We start from the raw sequence: 19,512 nt of genomic DNA on the forward strand, positions 1-19,512 counted from the left end.
CGGTCACTCGACCCAGGACTGGCTCATGATCCAGTAGAATTGCGGGCTGAAGACGAAATTCTTCAGCCGCGGTGAGATCAGGTCGACGCGCTTGGGCGTGAACAGCACGGCCACCGGCGCTGCGTCGGTCACCGCCTTGTCGACGGCGGTCCACAGCTGCGCACCCTTGGCCGGGTCGGCGATCGTGGCGGTCTGCGCCTCGCTCATCTTCTGGTCGATCGACTTGTCGCAGAATCCGGAGATGTTGACCGAGGCGTCCGAGCCGGGCGTGAACGAGGCGCAGCTGAACAGCACCTGCAGGAAATCCGAAGGCGCGGGATAGTCCTGGAACCACTGCGAGATGGAGATCTGCACCTTGTTGTTGGTGTTCTGGATGTACGTGAACTGGATGTTCTGGGAGATCGGCTTGACCGAGGTCTTGTAGCCCAGACCGTTCAGCACATCCTGCAGATACACGCCGATCGATTTCGACACTTCGGTGTCCTCGGTGATGATCGTCACCTCCTGGCCGGCCGTGCCGGAAGCGGCGATCAGCGCCTTGGCCTTCTCGAGGTCAGGTGCGGACCATTTCTCGCCGGGATTGGCCGAGAACGGGCAATAGGGCGCGTAGGACGGGAAATCCGGCGGCAGAATCTGGCAGGACGGCTGCGCCAGATTGCTGCCGCCGAACAGCTTGACGATCGCCGCGCGGTCGATGGCGTAGTTGACGGCCTGCCGCACGCGGATGTCGTTGAATGGCGCCAGATTGGTGTTCATCGGCGCATACCACATCGCCGTCAGCGGATGCACGGACACCTGCTTGGCGTATTTGGTGCCCAGTTCCGCCAACCGGTCCGCCGGTGGCGGATCGAACATCCAGTCGGCCTGGCCGTTCTCCACGGCGGTGACCGCCGCTTCGTCGGTGAGACCGAAACCGTAGTCGATCTCGTCGGGATATCCGGCCGGCTGCGCCTCCTTGCTCCATTCCTTGAAATGCGGATTGCGCACCATCTTGAGCAGGCTGTTGGGGTCGTAGCTGGCGATCATGTAGGGCCCGGTGCCGGGGATGGGCACGGTCCCTGAATCCTTGAGAGGCGCTTCGGCGGGCAGGATCGCCGCATGCGGGATCGAAATCTTCTGGAGGAAGTCGGGATCGGGCGCGACCAGATTGAAGGTCACGGTGCTTGCCGCCTCATCGGCGACGACGCCGCCCTCGAGCGTGCAGGTCGCCGGCGTCTTGAGACAAATATCGGCGCCGACGATGCCGTTGTAGAGCGTGCCCGTAGTCGGGCCGCTGATCTTGAACATGCGCTGGAACGATGCCACCACATCGGCCGTCGTCAGGTCCGATCCGTCGGCGAATTTGATGCCCTTGCGCAGCTTGAAGACGTATTTCTTGCCGCCGTCTTCAGGCTTGGGCAAGCTCTCGGCCAGGTCTGCCACCACCTCGAAACCGGTCTTGTCGCCGGTCTTGCGGAAGGTCACCAGCCCGTCATAGAGGATGTAGTTGATCTGGAAATATTGCAGCGTGTAGTTGATGTGCGGATCGATCGTGCCGGCAGCGGCATTGGCGAGAAGCTTGAGCGTTCCGCCGACCTTGCCTTCCTGTGCTACGGCACCGGTGATGGGCGCCATCAGCATGAGGCCAGCCAGGCCGACACCGGCCATCATTGCGCTAAAAACCTTCCGGGATCGCATCGTCTTGCTCCTCTAGGGAAAGTGGGTGATCCGCAGCGTGCGCCAGGCACACGCCGGACCGTGATCCATCGCACACAGCCTATGGCGCGCGAAACCCGCCGGGATAGCTGTGAATTAAGATAGTTTTAGCCCTTCGGACGCGTCGCGGACGACAAGCCGTGATCGCATATTGCTCATTTGTTGGGCATTTGGCGAACTTGCCCGTTTGACAAACATTGGCCGGCGAGTAAGCTTTTGCTCATGCAGGGTCTGTCCGGCGATTTCGAAAGTGAATTTCACATAGGAATGGGTGTCGACGCCGCGATGGCGGCAGCGATGCGCGTGCTTGCGCCCGCCGGCTTCACCTCGCTGATCTACGACTATACGCCGGTCCCGGTAAGCCATGACGGCGAATTGATCACGCCCTCGCTGATGGCGCTCGCCAACGTGCCGACCGGCATGCAGGATCTCTGGTGCAAGGGTGGCTACTATCAGATCGATCCGGTGCAGGAGGCGGCACTCGCGGTGTCACGGCCGTTCCTGTGGTCGCACAAGGGGTCGCAGAGCCCGGTCATGCGGCGCATCCTCCAGCGCAAGCATGATCCGGTGGTAGGCTACCTCCTGGACACCAAGATGACATGCGGCGTGACGGTGCCGATCCGCTTCGACGGCGGCGATCTCGCTACCTTCACCGCGATCCGCCTCGATCCGGAACCGAATTTCGAAGCCGAGGCACAGATGATGTTGCCCGGCATTGGCGACCTTGGCCACCTGTTCCATGATTGCGTCTATGCCGGATTCGATCAGCGCACCAAGACAAGCCAGTATTTCCACCTGACATCGCGGGAACGCCAGTGCCTGGGCCTGGCGGCTTGCGGGTTGACGGCGAAGCAGATCGCCCATGAGATCTGCCGCAGCGTGCCGACCGCGACGCTGCATCTCAACGCCGCCAGCCGCAAGCTCGGCGCCCGCAACCGCTTCCACGCCATCGCCCTGGCGGCCCATTACCGGTTGCTCGGACCGATCAGCCAGGGCCAGAATCTGTCCCGCCGGATCAGTCAAAACTAACGTTATTGCTAGCTGGTCGGCTGCCGGTCCGCCTCTGTACCCTTTGCCGCGAACAACGTCGGAGACCGCTGATCGGCGGTCGCCGCCGAGCCAACAGGGCGGAGGAACACGATGGACAATCTTGCAGTATCGGAAGGTTTCAGCGTCTACGGACCATACAGCACCTGGTACCGTGTGACGGGCGACCTGGGTTCCGCCGGGCTGCCGCTGGTCGTTGCCCATGGCGGTCCCGGCTGCACCCACGACTATGTCGACAGCTTCAAGGACATTGCCGGTTTCGGCCGTGCCGTGATCCATTACGACCAGATCGGCAACGGCCGATCCACCCATCTGCCGGACAAGGGCGGCGACTTCTGGACGGTCGAATTCTTCCTTGGCGAACTCGATGCGCTGCTCGCCCATCTGGGCATCCAGCAGCGCTATGCCCTGCTTGGCCAATCCTGGGGCGGCATGCTCGCCGCCGAGCATGCGGTGCGCCGGCCATCTGGCCTCAAGGCTATGGTGCTCGCCAACTCGCTTGCCTCGATGAAGCTGTGGGTCGAAGGCGCGGGGCAGTTGCGCGCGGAGCTGCCGGCGGCGGTGCGCCAGGCGCTCGATCGCCACGAAGCGGACGGCACGACGAACCATCCCGATTACCTCGCCGCGACCCGGGCGTTCTACGACCGGCACGTCTGCCGCGTCGTGCCTTGGCCGGCGGAGGTGGCGCGCACCTTTGCCGCCATCGATGCCGATCCCACCGTCTATCACACCATGAACGGCCCCAACGAATTCCACGTCGTCGGCACCATGCGCGACTGGACGATCATCGACCGGCTGCCGCTGATCGAGGCGCCGACACTGGCCTTTCGCGGCTTTTTCGATGAAGCCACGCCGGCCTGCGTCCAGCCCTTCCTCGACCATATTCCGACTGTCGAAGGCCATGTCTTCCCGCTATCGAGCCACATGCCGCATGTCGAGGAAAGGCAGGATTGCATGGCCGTCACCGAGGCCTTCCTGGCCCGCCATGACTGACTGCCGTTCGCGCGGTGACTGGAGATCGATTACTCTTCGCCGCCGTCGCCCTCGCCGTGCGCGTTCCGGCGCCAGTAGGCCGTGACCAGGTGCCGCTCGCGCGGCAAGCCCCACTGCTTGCGCACGATCTTGCGGATCTCGCGGAAATCGCCGAATTCGCAACCGGCCCAGACAAAGAGGCCGTCGGCAAGCGCCATGTGGCTGCGCTCGCGCAAGGCGGCCGGCAACAGGCCGGCGGTGCCGGCCTCGCGACCGTGCCGGTAAAGCCAGGTGACGTCGATGTTGTCTCCTTGCACCAGCGCGATCCGGTCTTCCGGACCGTCGACCTCGATCAGCGCCTCGGCGCGGCTTGACGGCTGCATATGCTCGAGGATCCTGGCAATGGCGGGCAGTGCGGTATCGTCGCCGACCAACAGCAGGGTCCCCGCCACGGGGGCTTCGCCGCCACCGGGTCCGATCATGCCGATGACGTCTCCCGGCTCTGCGTTTTGCGCGAAGGTGGCGGCTGGCGTGTCATGGCCAGGGTGCAGCACGAAATCGACATCGAGCCAGTCGCTTGCCGCATCCACCGCCCGGATCGTGTAGACCCGTACGGTGAGCGCATCGTCGCTCGAGGGCCAGACCAGCAGCCCGTCAACGCCCATTGACGGCCAGACCGGCCGCCGCCCGGGCGGCGGCAGCAGCAGCCGCATATGCATGCCACCATGCGTAAACCGCGCGAGATCCTTGCCGGCGAAGCGCAGGCGCTGCATGTGCGCCGAGATGCGCGTCGACGACACCACCGTGATCTCGCGGAAAAACACCGGCGTGCCAGCATCGCTGCCATCGCCTTGCCACTGGAGTCCCCTGGTCGTGCCGAGATGCTCGGCGACATGGCCGGCGACCGTCATCTTCATGTAGGACAAGCAGGTTTCGTCCTGCGCCGCGACCTGGATCAGCACGCTTTGATCATCGAGCGTGGCGCTCAACGAACCGCAGTAGAGGCGAAGTTCCCATCGGTTGGCGATGCCGGTGTCGATCTCGTACTCGCTGTGCTCGGCGCGCAGCCGGTCCATCACCGACCTGATCGCATCGTCGCTTATACGGGTTTGCGCGCTCAGTTGGTCCATGCTCGAGCCTTTCGATAGCGGTTGAAACGAAGCCGCCAAAAGATCTCAGCATCGTCGCCATCATCGGCATGCCACAGCGTCGCCGGCGTTTCCATAGAAACATGACGAGAGTAATCATATTTTATTGGTTGAGTGAGGCCGCGCCGGCCTTATTTCCTGACGGAGCTATGCCGGTGCCGGCTTGCCGTCATCGAGGTCGAAGCGGAGACGCCCGGAATCGATACGCATGCGCAGGTGGCGATACGTCACGAGGTAGCGAACCCCGACGGCCGCTGCCGCAAATCCTGCAATGGCGCCCGCGCCAAGTGCCCAGCGCGGGCCGAAATCATCGGCCACCCAACCGACCATCGGCGCACCAACCGGAGTGCCACCCAGCGCTATGGCCAGCAGGATCGCCATCACCCGCCCGCGCATGGCGGGCTCGGTCGAGAGCTGCACCAGGCTGATCGTCGAGGTGGTGATCGTCTGCGCTGAGACACCGATGACGATGAGGGCGAGACCAAACAGCCAGTAATTGGGCATGGCCGCGGCCAGGGCGAAGCCAAGACCGAAGATCGTGGCGCCGGCCAGAAGAAACGCCAGGCGGGGTTGCTCGCGCCGGGCAGCCAGCAGTGCGCCGACGACCGATCCGATCGCCATTGTCGACGTCAACAACCCGTATTGGCTGGCTCCGGCGTGAAAGACAGAGACGGACATGGTCGAGATGAAGATCGGAAAGTTGAGCCCGAAGGTGCCGATCAGGAAAAGCATGAGAAGGATGGCTTTGAGATCGGGGCGCTTCCAGACATAGCGGAAGCCTTCGACAAGGCTGCCCCGGCTTCGCTGGGCCTTGTCCTTCAGGCGCAACTCACCGATGCGAAGCAGGCAAAGCGAAGAGAGGACGACAGCAAACGAGGCCGCGTTGATCAGAAAGACCCAGCTGGAGCCACCGGCAGCGATGAGGACGCCGGCGACAGCCGGGCCAATCATCCGCGCCGCGTTGAAGGACGTGGAATTCAGCGCCACTGCATTCGACAAATCGGCCTCGCCGACCAGATCCGAGACGAATGTCTGGCGTGCCGGCGCGTCGAACGCGGTGACGCAGCCAAGCAGGAAAGCAAACGCATAGACGTGCCACAGTTGGACGAGCCCGGCGATGGTGAGCAGACCAAGGCCGAGCGCAAGCAGGCCCATCGCACCTTGTGTGGCCAAGAGCAGCTTACGCCGGTCGAGATGATCGGCCGCAAAACCAGTCCATGGCAGCAAAAGCACCTGCGGCGCGAACTGCAGCGCCATCACCACGCCCATGGCGGTCGCGTTGTTGTGGGTCAGCTGGGTCAGCACCAGCCAGTCCTGGGCGGTGCGCTGCATCCAGGTTCCGACATTGGATACGATCGCCCCGCCAGCCCAGATCCGATAGTTGAAATTGGCCAGCGAACGGAAGTGCCTTTTGCCGGGCCGCTCATCCGTCGACCGGGAAATTGCCGCCATTGAACCGGCCGAACATGCGCGCCGTCACCAATCCGATCAGGAGCGCACCCAGCCCAAGGGCGACGACATCAGCCGTGGAGTGGAGATCGAAGCTTCCGACACGGATCACCAAGAGATACCCGACCACCAGGTTCAGAAATCCCCACAGCACATTCACGGTCGAGGAAGATTGGCCTTGGCCATGCGGCTTGGCGAACGGGCTTTGAAAGGGCTTCCCCATCACGCCACTGACGAAGTGCGGCACGGCATTTGTCAGGAAAGCACCGCCAAGCAGGTAGGACACATGGTCGATCCATTGCATCGTCAGGCACCCCTCTTCGCCAGAAGATCGATGATGTCCAACGTCGTGCCGCTTTCGCCCAGTCTCGGGAAAATATGTGCGATGCTGTTGGTGTGTGCATCGAGGTTCGTGTCGGTCATAGCGTCGAGCGCCAAAGTGACGTTGAACCCGAGATCGCGGGCATGACGTGCTGTCGCTTCGACGCCCATGCTGGTGGCGACGCCGGCGACCACCACCTGGGTGACGCTTTCGCCCTTCAGATAGGCTTCGAGATCGGTGTTCGTGAATGCACCCGCTGTCCGCTTCGTAACTGTATGGTCGCCGGGCTGCTGCCTCAACTCGGGCACAAGATCCGTCCAGCCGTCGGGACGGGCGCCCAGGCGCGGCGCCTGCTCCGTTCGGCCCGGAGGCGCGCCGGCAACGTTGACGAGTACGACCGGCAAGCCGTGACGGCGGAACGCATCGGCGAGTGTACTGGCCTGCTTCACGACCTCGGCCGTCGGATGGACAGTGGGCAAGGAAACCAGACCCTTCTGCAGGTCGATGATGATGAGTGCTATTTTCTGGTCAAGCGTGGTGACTGCCATCCGTGTTTTCCTTCCGATGATTGGAACCGCTGCGTCGGATACCGGACGATTGGTCAGGAGTCGGCGAGGCGCCTGAGCAGTTCGACGGCGCCTGCGAGTTGCTCCTGCTCTTCGCGATCAAGGTTCGTCTGGATGGCGCGGAACAGCCAGTCCTGCCTTGCCGCCCTGCCGGCTGTGATCATTTCCCGGCAAGCGGCCGTGAGCGACAGGATAGTCTGTCGCCCGTCGGCCGGGTCCGGCGCGCCTTCCAACAGCCCGGCCGCCTCCAGCGCCGAGACAATGGCGCCCATGGACTGCGGACGCATGCCTTGTGCACGCGCCAGCATCGTCACGGTCGCCGAACCCTCACGCTCCAGATGCAGCAATACCGACTTCTGCGACGAGGTCAGGTCGCCGGCGCCCGCTTGTTCGCGCAGACGCCGGATGAGCTTGCCAACAACAACCCGAAGCTCAGCCGCCACAGCCAGGGTGTGGGCGGCTTCGGGGTCGTTTTGCGGAGCCAGTTGATCTTTCACAGCCGCTAGGTAGCAGATATGAAGTTAAACTTCAAAGATTGCCTTCATATCTCGAAATCACAAGGCCGTGAGCGACTCGGCCGTCGCAGCGAAAATGCTGTCCGACTGCAAACCGGACGTCAGGCGATGACGAGGCTGGCGATGCGATCGCCGTCCAGCGTGAAGGTCATGTCGCCCTCGCCGTTGAAGCCATTGCCTGTGACGGCGATGCGGACGCGATAGCTGCCTTCCGCCGCCGCGATACGGACCCTGCGGAGACGGGACTGCACGCCGATATTGTCCGACTGGTTCCAGCGCGCGATCTGCTCGCGGCCCTGGAAAGATCGTCCCCAGTCAGTCAACGAGGCATCAGCCTTGAGCGTGTTGAGAAAGGCTTCCGTGTCACCTTCATTGGTGGCTTCGACAAAGTGGCCGATGGGGTCGGGTATGGTCATTCGTCTGTGCCCAAGGTGCGTTGAGATTCAGGTCAGGCTGAGTCGAAAATGGTGGTTTCCGAGAACCGGAGCGGAGCGTACTTAAGTACGTGAGCACCGGAAGCGCAGGAAGCCGCCGTTTGCAGGCCAGCCTCACCTGAATATCAATGCACCTCAGTCCAGCCTGTGCATCAGGTCGTCATCCAGCCAGCGGCCGAAGAAATAGACCAGTTGCTTGTGCCACCATGGCCAGTCATGGCTGACATCGCCGCCCCAATAGTCGACCCAGGCGGGAATGGATTTGTCGCGCAGGATCTGTTCCAGCCGGCGCGTCTCGACCAGCATCCGCTCTTCCCAGGCGCCCTGCCCGCAGCAGAAGATCAGCCTGAGCGCCTTCAGGCGGGCTAGCAGTTTGGGGTCGACGATGCCCGGCAGATAATCGAGCGGCGAGTTGAAGAAGATGTCGCCTTCAAGCGCCTTGCCGAAGAAGTCGCGAGCCGAATAGACGCCCGACAGCGCGATGACGCCGCTGGCGAGTTCGGGAAAGCGGAAGACGAAATTCGACGAGTGGTAGCCGCCCATCGAACAGCCCGAGAACAGCGGCTTAAGCTTGCGCCCGCCATTGGCTGCTGCTGCCGTGGACAGGAATTCCGGCAGCGCCTCTTCGCGCACATAGCGGAAATAGGCCTCGTGGCGAGCGATACGGTGGGCCGCATCGGCATGCTTGTCGAAGAAGGATTCCGAATCGATACCATCGACGGTGAACAGCTGGATACGGCCGGTGTCGATGAACTCGGCCAGTGCTCCCACCCCGCCGGAATCCTCGAACTGGTAGAACCGCCCTTGCGAGGTCGGAAACACCACCACCGGCCGGCCGGCATGGCCGTAGCGCTTGTATTCCATGTCGCGGCCCAGATTGCGGGCGAAAGTCTTGTGATAGGAAATGTCCATCGCCTCACGCCTTTTCCGCGTGGATGTAGGCGACCGCCTCGCGCAGCGCCGCCGCGTCCTTCGAGCGCATCTGATAGGCGTAATTTCCCATGGCGCGGCTGAAAACCTCTTCGATGGCCTGATGGTGGACGATCTTGTCGCGATGGGCGGCTAGCACGTCCTCATGGCTGTGCAAATAGCTGAGCCGCCGCTTGCGGCTGGCATAGGCGGTAAAATACTTGCCCTCATAGGGGCCCCCGGCGGCATCTTTCACCACCATGTCGGCCCATGCCGCGTAGACGTCGATGTCGAACGTGTAGTTGATTGCATCGGTCATCCAGGCGCCGGGCGGACGCATGTTGACTTCCAGCGCGATGACGCGGTCGTCCCTGGTTTCGAACAGCTCGATGTGGAAGAAGCGTTCGCGCACGTCGAACGCCTTCAGGATCTTGCGGCCGGCCTCCTCGACCGCCGGGCTGATCTTGGGAAAGCAGGTGTAGCTCATGTGGCGGTCCTTGTTGACCACCTCCATGACGCTCTGGTCGTAGCGGTGGCTGGCGGCCAGCACCACCTCGCCATCGCGGTTGACCAGCCCGTCGAAAGTCACCACCAGCCCCTCGATGAACTGCTCCATGACGAAGGTCACATCTTCGGGCTTGTCCCTGAAGAACTGGTCGAGCTCCCCAGTGTTGGAGATCTTGAAGGTGTTCGAGGCGCCCGAGCCGCTGTCGGGCTTGACCACCACCGGATAGCCGACGCGGCGGATGAAGGTCATGGCGCCGGCGCGGTCGGAGCATTTGCGCTGCGCGATGGTGTCGACGCCGCTCTTGCGGAAGAAGGCGCGCATGCGGCTCTTGCGCTTCAAATTCTTCACGAAGTCGAGCTTGGTGCCATAGATGTTGAAGTCGGTGCGGATGTTGGCTTCCAGCTCCAGCCAGTGCTCGTTGAGCGATTCAAAGCGATCGATGCGGCCCCATTTGTGGATGAAGTGCCCCATCGCCCGGAACACCGGATCGTAGTCCTCCATGTCGGCGACACGGTAATATTCGCTAAGCGCCGCCTTCAGCTTGCCGTCGAGCACGTCATAGGGTGCGTCGCCGATGCCGAGCACCCTGGCCCCAGCCTTCTTCAAGCGGTCGCAGAAATCCGCGCCATTGGCGGGAAAATGCGGCGAGAAGAACACGAAATTCATGGATGATCCCTCTCCCGGAAACAGGACATCGCCGCCCCGTCGACGCCCAAGTCTGGCGCATTTGCGGCGCGTGGGGAAGAGCACTCCCGTTAGCGATATTATCCAACGGTTTCCGGCCCGCCATGCCGGCCCACTTGCCTCCCACAAGCCGCTCCTGTATGAGAACCGCCATGAACACGCGCGCCACCAACGCTTCCCGTCCGACCGGTTTTTCCGGCGAGACCGTGCGCGCGCTGGCTTCGACCCTGCTTCTTCTCGGCCTTATCGGCGATCGCCGGGTTCGCTGAAGGAGCGCCCGGCGGTCGAACCGCCGCGCAAGCGCATGCTCCTTGGCCAGTCACAAAATTGGCAAGTCACATCAAGCGAACGAAATTCTGGTAAAGGCGCTGCTCGCCATCAATCCACCCCGAGGGTGGACCTGTGAGCCGCCGGGAGAAACGACGATGAACGCACGAGAAGAGATCCGCTCCGATGCCGCGGCAAGCCGGGGCATGCCGGATGCAGCCCGCAAGTACCAACCCTACCCCACAGTAGGCCTCACCGACCGCACCTGGCCCTCGAAGGTCATCGACAAGGCGCCGATCTGGTGCTCGGTCGACCTGCGCGACGGCAACCAGGCGCTGATCGATCCGATGGGCCACGAGCGCAAGGCGCGCATGTTCGCGTTGCTGCTCGACATGGGCTTCAAGGAGATCGAGATCGGCTTCCCGTCGGCCTCGCAGACCGATTTCGACTTCGCCCGCTGGTGCATCGAGGAAGGCAATGTACCCGCAGACGTCTCGCTGCAGGTGCTGGTGCAGTGCCGGCCGGAACTGATCACCCGCACCTTCGAGGCGCTCAAGGGCGCCACCAACCCGATCGTCCATTTCTACAACTCGACCAGTGAGTTGCAGCGCCGCGTCGTCTTCGAGAAGGACGTCGGCGGCATCAAGCGCATCGCCACCGACGCCGCCAAAATGATCACCGACATGGCGGCCAAGGCCGGCGGAGGCTTTCGCTTCGAATATTCGCCGGAGAGCTTTACCGGCACCGAGCTCGAAGTCGCGCTGGAAATCTGCAACGCCGTCACCGAGATCGTCAGGCCGACGCCCGACAACAAGCTGATCATCAACCTGCCGTCGACGGTCGAGATGTCGACGCCCAACATCTATGCCGACCGCATCGAATGGATGTGCCGCAACCTCGACAACCGCGAGAACCTGCTGGTCTCGCTGCATCCGCACAATGATCGTGGCACCGGCATCGCCACCACCGAACTCGGCCTGATGGCAGGCGCCGACCGCGTCGAAGGCACGCTGTTCGGCAATGGCGAGCGCACCGGCAATGTCGACATCGTCACGCTGGCGCTCAACATGTACACGCAAGGTGTCGATCCGGGGATCGACTGCTCCGACATCAACCGGATGAAGGATGTCTACGAATATTCGAACCAGTTGAAGATCCCCGAACGCCACCCCTATGTCGGCGAGCTCGTCTACACCGCCTTTTCCGGCTCGCACCAGGATGCCATCAACAAGGGCATGAAGGCGCTGAAGAAAGCCAACACGAGCCTGTGGGAAGTGCCCTATCTGCCGATCGATCCGGCCGATGTTGGCCGCAGCTACGAAGCGATCATCCGCATCAACTCGCAGTCGGGCAAGGGCGGCATCGCCTATGTGCTGCAGGCCGACTACGGCCTCAACCTGCCGCGCAATTTGCAGATCGAGTTCAGCCAGGAGATCCAGGCGATCACCGACGCCGAGGGCAAGGAAGTGCCGGCTAGGCGCATCTACGAGCGCTTCCTCGAGACCTATGTCGACCAGCCGGGCGCGCGGGTGAAATTCCTCGATCACCACACCTATCCCAGCACCGAGACCAAGGGCCGGCGCGTCGTCGAGGCGGTCATCCTCGACAACGGCAAGGAGGTGACGATATCCGGCACCGGCACCGGCCCGATCGACGGCTTCGTCGATGCGCTGTCGCGCCATCTCGGCGTCGAGATGTCGGTGCTCGACTATTCCGAGCACTCGATGCAGCGCGGCTCGAACGCCTCGGCCATCTCCTATGTCGAGATGGAATATCCCGATGGCAAGCTGTTCGGCGCCGGCATCAACACCAACATCGTCGCCGCCTCGCTGGAAGCGGTGGTGTCCGCCGCCAACCGGATCGTTGGCCGCAAGGCAGGCTGAGTCTGTAAAGCGCGGCGATTGAATCCGTTCAACGCGACGCGCTTTAGGCCCTTCGGCACGAAGACCGGAAACGCGGTTTTCGTGCCGCCATTCTTCGGGTGCCGTTCAAGGCACCGGGCGCGCCGCAGGTCCGGCGTTGCGGACCAGGCCACCGTTTTTGCGGCTGTTCTCAGGACCATTAACCACCGAAGAATAATCCGGTGGGGTACGTGATCGCATAATGGGGTGTATACTTGTGTGGCGGTGCGGGAACTATATGATCGCACCTCAACCTGTGCCGACTTCGAGAGGATCGACACTTGCAGCATGCCACGCCTGCCGCCCCCGCAGTGCGCGAGACACTGGAGCGACTGCTTGCCAGCCAAACGTTCGGACGATCCGAACGCGCGCGCAAGCTATTGCGTTATCTAGTCGAACGCGAACAAGCCGGCGAAGCCGACAGGCTCAAGGGCTTCTCCATCGCCATGGATGTTTTCGGCAAGGACGGCGATTTCGATCCGTCCACCGACGCCGTGGTGCGGGTTCAGGCCGGCAGGCTGCGCGAACTTCTGCAGCATTATTTTGCCAATGAGGGCGTTGCCGAGCCTGTCCGCATCGCTATTCCGCGCGGCGGCTATGTCCCTGCCTACGAATTGAACGCGATCCGGCTGCCGGCTGAGGCTATCCCCGAACTCACGCTGAATGGCGCCGCCACCGATCAGGCCAACGACGCCGGCACGGGCATGCCGGATGTGTCGCCGGCTTTCGCGACGCCTGCCCCCTCGGTGGTGCGCCATCTCCGCTTCTTCTGGATCGCGATCACCCTGGTCATCGCCATGTTGGGTGTGCTGATCCTTCGTCAGGGCAGCAGTGCCTTGCTGGCCGGCGGCGACATGTCGGCGCCGCTCGAGACCGCCGGCGCAACCGGCAGCATCGTGCCATCGGCAACGGCTGACGCCCTGCCGCTGGTCCATATCGACCTCAAGGCCGAAGGCGCCGATGCCGGTCGTGTCGCCGCGTCGCTGCGCGCCGGCCTGAGCGGCTTCGATACGATCGACTTCATCGGCCGCGACACCGTCACCGATCCGGCCGACGATGCCACCAGTTTCATATTCGACATCCTGCCTGGACCGAACGCAGGCGATATCACGATCGAACTGCAAAGCATGGCGTCCGGACGGGTGCTTCTGTCACGCAATCTGACCCCTGCCGACAGCGCACCAGCCGCGGTCGAAGACCGTATCGCCGACATGCTGAGCTCGGCCCTTCCCGCCTCGGGCACGATCTACAACTATATCGAGCAGACCGGCGCGCCAAACGGTCTGACGCAATGCCTGCTGCTCAACGACAAATATTATCTCGACCAGAACGCCAGGACCCATGAGGCTGCCTATCGCTGCCTCGAAACCTTGGTCAATGGCGGGACGAAATCCTCGCTCGTCTATTCGGAGCTTGCCTCCCTGCATCTCGAAGCGGTCTCCGATCATTATGCCTATCCGCCCAATGCGACGATTGAAAAGGCAGTGGAGTTCGCCCATCGCGGCGTGCAGATGGGGCCGACCAGTCCGTATGCGCATCGCTCCTACGGCTACGTCAGTTCGCGCCTTGGCAACACGGACGAAGCGATCCGCTGGATGCGCAAGGCCTACGAACTCAATCCCTACGATCTCGGCATGGCTGCCGCTTACGGCTACGGGCTGATCTTCGCCGGCCGATACGCGGAGGGAACGCCGATCCTTGCCCATGCGGCGGAGACCTTCAGCGGCCACTCGACATGGTGGGACTATGGGCTGTTCGTCGGTGAGTTCATGCTCGGCGACATGAACAAGGCCGTCGCGGCCAGCATGGCACTGAGGACCACGGCAACGAAATCGCACTACCTGGCGGCGCGGCTGATCGGCGCCAAGGCGGCCGGACAGGACCATCTGGTGAGCACGCTGCTGGGCGAACTGAACGCCGAGTTCCCTAAATTTGCCGCCGATCCGCGCGCGACCTTCGTCGAGCGGAAATATCCAGCCGACCTGACCGACCGGCTGGTCCAGGCCCTGCGCGCCGCCGGGCTCGGCAACGCAAGCTGACAGCAATCGACGTTCACGGATCGGGCGCGCCGTGTCTCAATGTATTCCTGCGCTCCGATCGCCGAATGCCGGTTGGTCGCCGAGTTCCGTCCGTAACCGTACAAATCGCGAAGATTTTACTGGTCATCACGCCAGACTAGGAGCAATTCAGCCAAAGTTGGTGTCGCGCATCCCGCAATAACAAAAAATTCAGCTTCATGACCGCATCGCTTTTTGCCGCCGAACAGGGTGTTGGCTCGAAGGTCATCGTCCTGTTGCATGGTTTCGGCGGCTGCCACGATGTCTGGCGCGAGGTCATTTCCTCCCTGGCGCCTTCCACGCGCACGCTGGCCTATGACCTGCCGGGGCATGGGCTGTCGTTCGATTTTCCCGCGGCCGGTCCGGCCAAGGTGGCGGCAAGAGCCGTGCTCGCCGATCTCTCGCAACGTGCGCTGAAGCGCGTTCATCTCGTGGGCCACTCGATGGGCGGTGCGGTGGCGATGCTGATGGCGTTGGCCGAGCCCGGGAAAGTAGCCTCGCTGACGCTTCTGGCGCCGGGCGGCCTTGGCCCCGAGATCAACGGCCCGCTGTTGCGCAGCTATGCCGGAGCCGCAGACCGGTGCGAGATTCGCGCCTGCCTTGCCGCCATGTCCGGCCCCCACAGTCTGCCTTCGGAGCGCATCGTCGACATGCTTTGCGAGATGCGCGGGCGTCCGGGCCAGGTGCCGAAGCTCGTCGAGATCGCGGCAGCCATGACCATGGACGATCGGCAAGGCGTCATCCCGCAGGATCGTCTCGACGCGCTGAACATGCCGGTCATGGTGGCGTGGGGAACCGACGACGCGGTGCTGCCTTTCACCCAGGCGGATGATCTGCCGGCGCATTTTCATGTGCACCATGTACTGGAGGTTGGCCATATGCTGGCCGAGGAAGCCCCCGACCTCGTCGCCGAGATCATTCGCCGCAACACCAACCGGCGCGCCAGGCCGCATCGCCAGAAATTCGCCGCCGCGGCCAGCTGACCTTTTCGCGCACGGCACTTCCCTGAACCGCCTCGATCCCATCGATCTCGCCAGTGCATTTTGCCGGCGGCTGTGTTAACCCCGTGTTAACCAACCCGCGAGGCAAACGCCGATGAAGGAAGCAGGCGAGAAGACCATCGATCAGTCGAACAAACTGTCCGATGCCGTCCGTGACGTGAAGAATGCTTTCGCCGACCGCGACGACGTCGTCGTCGATATGCGCGAGGCCCATCGCATGCGCCTCGATCTGCTTGCCGCCGAACTGGCGCCGGTTTTTGCCGACGTTCCCGCCGACATGGACAATTTCGACTTTGTCGTCTCGTCCGGCTTGCAGCCGCGCCTGTGGATCGACGCCGTCAGCCATGTCGCCATGGGACGCGATCGCCGCACCTATCGCTTCCTCAAGGATACCCGCATCGGCCGGGTGGTGCTTGCCGAATCGACCGAGATGAAGCCCGTTGCCGATCAGGTGACGCGCTATGTCGCCGAGCGGATCGTCGAGCGTCAGAGGATGATGGAAGGCGGGGTCGAGCTGGCTGCCGGCATGAAACGCGCCGATGTGCTGGAAGCCGAACCGCCACTGCTGTCGACGACGCGCAGCAAGCGCTGGTCGGCCTTTCTGTCCGGCCTTGGCGTGATCGCCGCCGGCGCGCTGGTCGGACTGGCGGTGTCGGTCGTCCTGTTCTGGGACCGTATCGTCGCCATGGTTTTCAGCTTGCGGCCATAGCCGCGCCGGCTTCCGCGCCAAGCTCCAGCGTCTGCAGATCGGATGGCGGTATGGCAGGCCCGGTCAGGCCGCGCCGCGTCAGCCGGATCCGCCAATTGCCCTTTTCGCCATCGATGTCGAACAGATTGTACTGCGCCGCCGGGTGCTTGCTGCCTGGCGCCTGGCCGGCGGCAGCGACGCCGACCACCGGAACCCTGGCGCTTCGGGTGCCGATGAAGAACAGCGACGGCAGATGCGAATGGCCGTGCAGGACAAGTTCGGCGCCATGGCCGCGAATGATCTTGTGGAAGCGGGCAATGCCGAACAGCCGCTTGTGCTGCGGTACGGCGCCGCGCACCGGCGGATGATGGATCATGATCGCGCGAAACAGCCCTTGTCTGGCCGTCGCGTCGAGCAGCTTGCCAAGCCGTTTCGCCTGACCCTCCATGAAGAAGCCATTGGCCATGAACGGCGCCGTGGCACGCGCCGTCGAGACCCCGATCAGCGCGACATCGCCGCGGACGCGTAGATAAGGAAAGGCGTTGCGGTCGACCGCCGTGTTGATGCCGTCGCCGCTCATCCACGCCGCCCAGGACCGGCAGACCTTGTCGAAGGCGCCGGGCACATAGGCGTCGTGGTTCCCGGGAACGACCGAAACATCATGCGGCGATCCCAGCGTCTCCAGCCAGTGCCTGGCCATCTCGATCTCGCCGTCGAGTGCCAGGTTGACCAGGTCACCGGTGATGGCGAGGTGGTCAGGCGTGTTCGCCTTGATGTCGGCGACGATCGTGTCGATGACGGCATCATGCATGTGACGGCGGCGGTTGCGCTGCCAGTTGACGTAGCCGAGCACGCGCTTGGAGGCGAGATCGCGATAGGATACATCGGGGAGCGGCCCCAGATGGACATCGGAAATATGCGCGAGCCTGAACATCCATCCTTCATAGGCGACGGGCGCCCCGCTTTCCACTCAAGGTTTCCTTTCCACCCACGGTTTCGCACCTGATGGCGACGAACCCGGAAGATGCCTTCCGCCAGGCCGGTTGGGCGGGCCTCAGGGCCCGGCTGTTCCATCTCTATTTCGTGCTGCGGCGGCCGATGACGCTTGGCGTGCGCGGTCTCGTCCACGACACCGCGTCCAATTCCATCTTCCTCATTCGCCACACTTACGTGCCGGGCTGGCAGCTTCCCGGCGGCGGCGTCGAGGTCGGCGAGACGCTTGACGAGGCGCTGGCGCGCGAACTGGCAGAGGAAGGCAACATCACACTGACGTCACCGCCAGCGCTGAAGTCGATGCATTTCAACCGTCGCGCCAGCCGGCGCGACCATGTCGGTTTCTATCTGATCGAGCATTTCAGCCAGAGCACACCGAAGCTGCCGGACCACGAAATCGCCGAGTCCGGCTTCTTTCCCCTGGATCGTTTGCCAGGCGGCACCACACCGGCAACGCTGCGCCGGATCGCCGAGGTTTTTGGCGGCGCACCATCGTCACCCTACTGGTAGGTCACGCCGCCTTCTTGAACCGCATGCGATCATGCGGCGCGCCATAGTCGAGTTCCGGCCCAACCGGCACGATCCGCGTCGGATTGATGGTCTCGTGGCTGCCGTAATAATGCGCCTTGATGTGGTTGAGGTTCACGGTCCCGGCGACGCCAGGCACCTGGTAGAGGTCGCGCAGATAGTTGGACAGGTTCGGGTAGTCGGCGATGCGACGCAGATTGCACTTGAAATGTCCGACATAGACCGGGTCGAAGCGCACCAGTGTCGTGAACAGCCGCCAGTCGGCCTCGGTGATCCGATCGCCCACCAGATAACGTTGCTTTGAGAGGCGGTCGTCCAAAATGTCGAGTGCCGAGAACAGCTCGCCGAACGCTTCCTCATAGGCGCCTTGCGTGGTGGCGAAGCCGGCGCGGTAGACGCCGTTGTTGACCGCGGGATAAACCAGCGCGTTGATTGCATCGATCTCGCCGCGCAGCGGCCGCGGATAGAAATCGAGGCTGGCATCGCCCCATTCGTCGAAAACCGAATTAAGCATGCGGATAATCTCGGAGGATTCGTTGGAGACGATGGTCTGCTCCTTTTTGTCCCACAGCACCGGTACCGTCACCCGGCCGGAATAGGCGGGGTCGGCCCTGGTGTAGATCTGGTGCAGAAAGTCGAGGCCGTAGAGCGTGTCGCCGGTTGCGCCGTCCTGCGCCACGAACGTCCAGCCATCGGCACCCATGAAATGATGCACCACCGACACCGAAATGATGCCTTCCAGCTTCTTCAGCGCGCGAAAGATCAGCGTCCGGTGCGCCCACGGGCAAGCGAGCGAGACATAGAGGTGATAGCGGCCGGGCTCCGCCTTGAAGCCGCGGCTGCAGCCCTCGGCCGGCGTACCGTCGCGGGTGATCCAGTCGCGCCACCGCGATTGCGTCCGCACGAACTTGCCGCCGCTGTCCTTGGTGTCGTACCAGCGGTCCTGCCATTTGCCGTCGACCAGCAATCCCATCGTATGTCCTTTCCTGCTTGCGCTCCATGTAGGGCGCGAAGCCACGCCGTGGAAATCATCTGGCGATGAACAGACCGTCAAGCGGTCGGGTGGACCATCAAGCCGCCGATTGCAGCGGCAAGAAATTGATGCTAGCGGACAATCCGCATGTTCGACTTTGCTTTGATCCGGTTTGACCGACGACGAAAGGGCGCCCGCGCTTGATGAAGCGCTGACTGGCGAATGCTGCCGTTTGCAGCAAACCTTTCCTCCTTATCGGAACGCAAAGACCATGAGCCTTGCCGACGTGAAATACCTGCCGGAAACCCCGGCGCATGACCTCCAGATCGAAACCATCAACGACGAAGCCTTCGGGCCCGGCCGCTTCGTGCTGGCCGCCTACAAGATCCGCGAGACCGGCGGGCACGAGCGCTCGCTGTCGTTTGTCGCCGTCGATGGCGACCTCGTCGTCGCCTCGGTGCGCATGACCCGCGTCGCCGCCGGTGCCGGCCGCGCATTGATGCTCGGGCCGCTTGCTGTGCGGCCTGCCTTCAAGAACCTCGGCATCGGCCGCCGACTGGTGGCGATCGCGCTGGAGGCGGCCGCCAAGGCCGGCGCGCCGGCCGTGATGCTGGTCGGTGACGAGCCCTATTACGGACCGCTCGGCTTCAAGCGGATCCCGCGCGGCCAGATTTCGATGCCGCGCCCTGTCGATCTCGACCGGTTGCTGTCACATGAGATCGCACCGGGCGCGGTCGCCAGGCTCTCGGGCGAGGTCTGCCACGCCGATCAGGCCAGGATTGCCGACCCTATCGCCGCAATGGCTTGACCTTCGCCGCCGATCTGGCGCCTGATCGGTCCCACTGTCCCAGAGAT

The 19,512-nt window shown here is 63.1% G+C and carries 19 protein-coding genes; 8 read left to right on the forward strand and 11 right to left on the reverse strand.

Annotated elements, in window-relative coordinates; translation table 11 throughout:
- Positions 1-3: 3 nt before the first annotated feature.
- Positions 4-1,677, reverse strand: coding sequence for an ABC transporter substrate-binding protein (locus tag ACFSOZ_RS24595; RefSeq protein ID WP_379102111.1), 1,674 nt, complete (start codon positions 1,675-1,677; stop codon positions 4-6).
- 240 nt (positions 1,678-1,917) lie between these two features.
- On the opposite strand from ACFSOZ_RS24595, the gene ACFSOZ_RS24600 reads away from it, so the two are divergent.
- Both ACFSOZ_RS24600 and ACFSOZ_RS24605 read left to right on the forward strand, forming a co-directional pair.
- Positions 1,918-2,724, forward strand: coding sequence for a helix-turn-helix transcriptional regulator (locus ACFSOZ_RS24600; RefSeq protein ID WP_379102112.1), 807 nt, complete (start codon positions 1,918-1,920; stop codon positions 2,722-2,724).
- A gap of 111 nt (positions 2,725-2,835) precedes the next feature.
- Positions 2,836-3,735 carry a proline iminopeptidase-family hydrolase gene (locus ACFSOZ_RS24605; protein WP_379102114.1) on the forward strand — a complete coding sequence of 300 codons (900 nt, stop codon included), beginning with the start codon at positions 2,836-2,838 and terminating at the stop codon, positions 3,733-3,735.
- 29 nt (positions 3,736-3,764) lie between these two features.
- On the opposite strand, the gene ACFSOZ_RS24610 is transcribed toward ACFSOZ_RS24605, so the two are convergent.
- The 8 genes from ACFSOZ_RS24610 to ACFSOZ_RS24645 all read right to left on the reverse strand — a co-directional run bounded on the left by ACFSOZ_RS24610 (position 3,765) and on the right by ACFSOZ_RS24645 (position 10,231).
- The gene (locus tag ACFSOZ_RS24610; protein ID WP_379102116.1) at positions 3,765-4,844 is read right to left on the reverse strand and encodes a siderophore-interacting protein; all 1,080 of its coding nucleotides are present in this window, start codon (positions 4,842-4,844) and stop codon (positions 3,765-3,767) included.
- 165 nt (positions 4,845-5,009) lie between these two features.
- Entirely contained in the window at positions 5,010-6,314 is a 1,305-nt protein-coding gene (locus tag ACFSOZ_RS24615) for an MFS transporter (RefSeq protein ID WP_379102118.1), read from the reverse strand.
- Complete coding sequence (locus ACFSOZ_RS24620) at positions 6,286-6,615, reverse strand: hypothetical protein (protein WP_379102120.1); 330 nt, start codon at positions 6,613-6,615, stop codon at positions 6,286-6,288. Before ACFSOZ_RS24620 ends, ACFSOZ_RS24615 begins: the two co-directional genes overlap by 29 nt.
- Before the next feature lie 2 nt (positions 6,616-6,617).
- Positions 6,618-7,181 (reverse strand): cysteine hydrolase family protein, encoded by a 564-nt coding sequence (locus ACFSOZ_RS24625; protein ID WP_379102122.1) that lies wholly within the window; start codon positions 7,179-7,181, stop codon positions 6,618-6,620.
- Positions 7,182-7,234: 53 nt separating this feature from the next.
- Positions 7,235-7,696: a MarR family winged helix-turn-helix transcriptional regulator gene (locus ACFSOZ_RS24630; protein ID WP_379102124.1), complete on the reverse strand. Its 462-nt coding sequence runs from the start codon at positions 7,694-7,696 to the stop codon at positions 7,235-7,237.
- A gap of 119 nt (positions 7,697-7,815) precedes the next feature.
- On the reverse strand, positions 7,816-8,130 hold the full coding sequence (locus ACFSOZ_RS24635) for a nuclear transport factor 2 family protein (protein WP_379102126.1): 315 nt from the start codon (positions 8,128-8,130) through the stop codon (positions 7,816-7,818).
- Between the two features lie 153 nt (positions 8,131-8,283).
- Complete coding sequence (locus ACFSOZ_RS24640) at positions 8,284-9,060, reverse strand: esterase family protein (RefSeq protein ID WP_379102128.1); 777 nt, start codon at positions 9,058-9,060, stop codon at positions 8,284-8,286.
- 4 nt (positions 9,061-9,064) lie between these two features.
- Positions 9,065-10,231, reverse strand: coding sequence for an ATP-grasp domain-containing protein (locus ACFSOZ_RS24645; protein ID WP_379102130.1), 1,167 nt, complete (start codon positions 10,229-10,231; stop codon positions 9,065-9,067).
- A 443-nt stretch (positions 10,232-10,674) separates the two neighbouring features.
- Between ACFSOZ_RS24645 and leuA the strand changes: the two genes are divergently transcribed.
- The 4 genes from leuA to ACFSOZ_RS24665 all read left to right on the forward strand — a co-directional run bounded on the left by leuA (position 10,675) and on the right by ACFSOZ_RS24665 (position 16,184).
- Positions 10,675-12,399, forward strand: a complete 1,725-nt coding sequence (leuA, locus tag ACFSOZ_RS24650) for a 2-isopropylmalate synthase (protein WP_379102132.1) — start codon at positions 10,675-10,677, stop codon at positions 12,397-12,399.
- Positions 12,400-12,698: 299 nt separating this feature from the next.
- On the forward strand, positions 12,699-14,456 hold the full coding sequence (locus tag ACFSOZ_RS24655; RefSeq protein WP_379102133.1) for a tetratricopeptide repeat protein: 1,758 nt from the start codon (positions 12,699-12,701) through the stop codon (positions 14,454-14,456).
- Between the two features lie 197 nt (positions 14,457-14,653).
- Positions 14,654-15,457, forward strand: a complete 804-nt coding sequence (locus ACFSOZ_RS24660; protein ID WP_379102135.1) for an alpha/beta fold hydrolase — start codon at positions 14,654-14,656, stop codon at positions 15,455-15,457.
- A 112-nt stretch (positions 15,458-15,569) separates the two neighbouring features.
- Positions 15,570-16,184 carry a hypothetical protein gene (locus tag ACFSOZ_RS24665; protein WP_379102137.1) on the forward strand — a complete coding sequence of 205 codons (615 nt, stop codon included), beginning with the start codon at positions 15,570-15,572 and terminating at the stop codon, positions 16,182-16,184.
- Here ACFSOZ_RS24665 and ACFSOZ_RS24670 read toward each other — a convergent pair.
- A complete protein-coding gene (locus ACFSOZ_RS24670; protein ID WP_379103239.1) occupies positions 16,168-17,097 on the reverse strand; it encodes a metallophosphoesterase family protein in 930 nt (309 codons plus the stop codon). The genes ACFSOZ_RS24665 and ACFSOZ_RS24670 overlap by 17 nt on opposite strands.
- Positions 17,098-17,168: 71 nt before the next feature.
- Between ACFSOZ_RS24670 and ACFSOZ_RS24675 the strand changes: the two genes are divergently transcribed.
- Positions 17,169-17,666, forward strand: coding sequence for an NUDIX domain-containing protein (locus ACFSOZ_RS24675; protein WP_379102138.1), 498 nt, complete (start codon positions 17,169-17,171; stop codon positions 17,664-17,666).
- 1 nt (position 17,667) lies between these two features.
- Here the strand turns inward: ACFSOZ_RS24675 and ACFSOZ_RS24680 are convergent, their stop codons facing one another.
- Positions 17,668-18,657: a glutathione S-transferase family protein gene (locus tag ACFSOZ_RS24680; protein ID WP_379102140.1), complete on the reverse strand. Its 990-nt coding sequence runs from the start codon at positions 18,655-18,657 to the stop codon at positions 17,668-17,670.
- Between the two features lie 271 nt (positions 18,658-18,928).
- Here ACFSOZ_RS24680 and ACFSOZ_RS24685 point away from each other — a divergent pair, with 271 nt between their 5' ends.
- The gene (locus tag ACFSOZ_RS24685) at positions 18,929-19,465 is read left to right on the forward strand and encodes a GNAT family N-acetyltransferase (protein WP_379102142.1); all 537 of its coding nucleotides are present in this window, start codon (positions 18,929-18,931) and stop codon (positions 19,463-19,465) included.
- Positions 19,466-19,512 lie beyond the last annotated feature (47 nt).

Source organism: Mesorhizobium newzealandense (genome assembly GCF_042682145.1).
GTDB classification, from domain to species: Bacteria; Pseudomonadota; Alphaproteobacteria; order Rhizobiales; family Rhizobiaceae; genus Mesorhizobium; species Mesorhizobium newzealandense.

Bases quoted from the DNA above. Each gene is read 5' to 3' on its own strand.
- ACFSOZ_RS24610 (WP_379102116.1), bottom strand. From the start codon at position 4,844: ATGGACCAACTGAGCGCGCAAACCCGTATAAGCGACGATGCGATCAGG.
- ACFSOZ_RS24615 (WP_379102118.1), bottom strand. From the start codon at position 6,314: ATGGCGGCAATTTCCCGGTCGACGGATGAGCGGCCCGGCAAAAGGCAC.
- ACFSOZ_RS24660 (WP_379102135.1), top strand. From the start codon at position 14,654: ATGACCGCATCGCTTTTTGCCGCCGAACAGGGTGTTGGCTCGAAGGTC.
- ACFSOZ_RS24645 (WP_379102130.1), bottom strand. From the start codon at position 10,231: ATGAATTTCGTGTTCTTCTCGCCGCATTTTCCCGCCAATGGCGCGGAT.
- ACFSOZ_RS24640 (WP_379102128.1), bottom strand. From the start codon at position 9,060: ATGGACATTTCCTATCACAAGACTTTCGCCCGCAATCTGGGCCGCGAC.
- ACFSOZ_RS24625 (WP_379102122.1), bottom strand. From the start codon at position 7,181: ATGGCAGTCACCACGCTTGACCAGAAAATAGCACTCATCATCATCGAC.
- ACFSOZ_RS24675 (WP_379102138.1), top strand. From the start codon at position 17,169: ATGGCGACGAACCCGGAAGATGCCTTCCGCCAGGCCGGTTGGGCGGGC.
- ACFSOZ_RS24605 (WP_379102114.1), top strand. From the start codon at position 2,836: ATGGACAATCTTGCAGTATCGGAAGGTTTCAGCGTCTACGGACCATAC.
- ACFSOZ_RS24680 (WP_379102140.1), bottom strand. From the start codon at position 18,657: ATGGGATTGCTGGTCGACGGCAAATGGCAGGACCGCTGGTACGACACC.
- ACFSOZ_RS24665 (WP_379102137.1), top strand. From the start codon at position 15,570: ATGAAGGAAGCAGGCGAGAAGACCATCGATCAGTCGAACAAACTGTCC.
- ACFSOZ_RS24670 (WP_379103239.1), bottom strand. From the start codon at position 17,097: ATGTTCAGGCTCGCGCATATTTCCGATGTCCATCTGGGGCCGCTCCCC.
- ACFSOZ_RS24620 (WP_379102120.1), bottom strand. From the start codon at position 6,615: ATGCAATGGATCGACCATGTGTCCTACCTGCTTGGCGGTGCTTTCCTG.
- ACFSOZ_RS24595 (WP_379102111.1), bottom strand. From the start codon at position 1,677: ATGCGATCCCGGAAGGTTTTTAGCGCAATGATGGCCGGTGTCGGCCTG.
- ACFSOZ_RS24685 (WP_379102142.1), top strand. From the start codon at position 18,929: ATGAGCCTTGCCGACGTGAAATACCTGCCGGAAACCCCGGCGCATGAC.
- ACFSOZ_RS24635 (WP_379102126.1), bottom strand. From the start codon at position 8,130: ATGACCATACCCGACCCCATCGGCCACTTTGTCGAAGCCACCAATGAA.
- ACFSOZ_RS24600 (WP_379102112.1), top strand. From the start codon at position 1,918: ATGCAGGGTCTGTCCGGCGATTTCGAAAGTGAATTTCACATAGGAATG.
- leuA (WP_379102132.1), top strand. From the start codon at position 10,675: ATGAACGCACGAGAAGAGATCCGCTCCGATGCCGCGGCAAGCCGGGGC.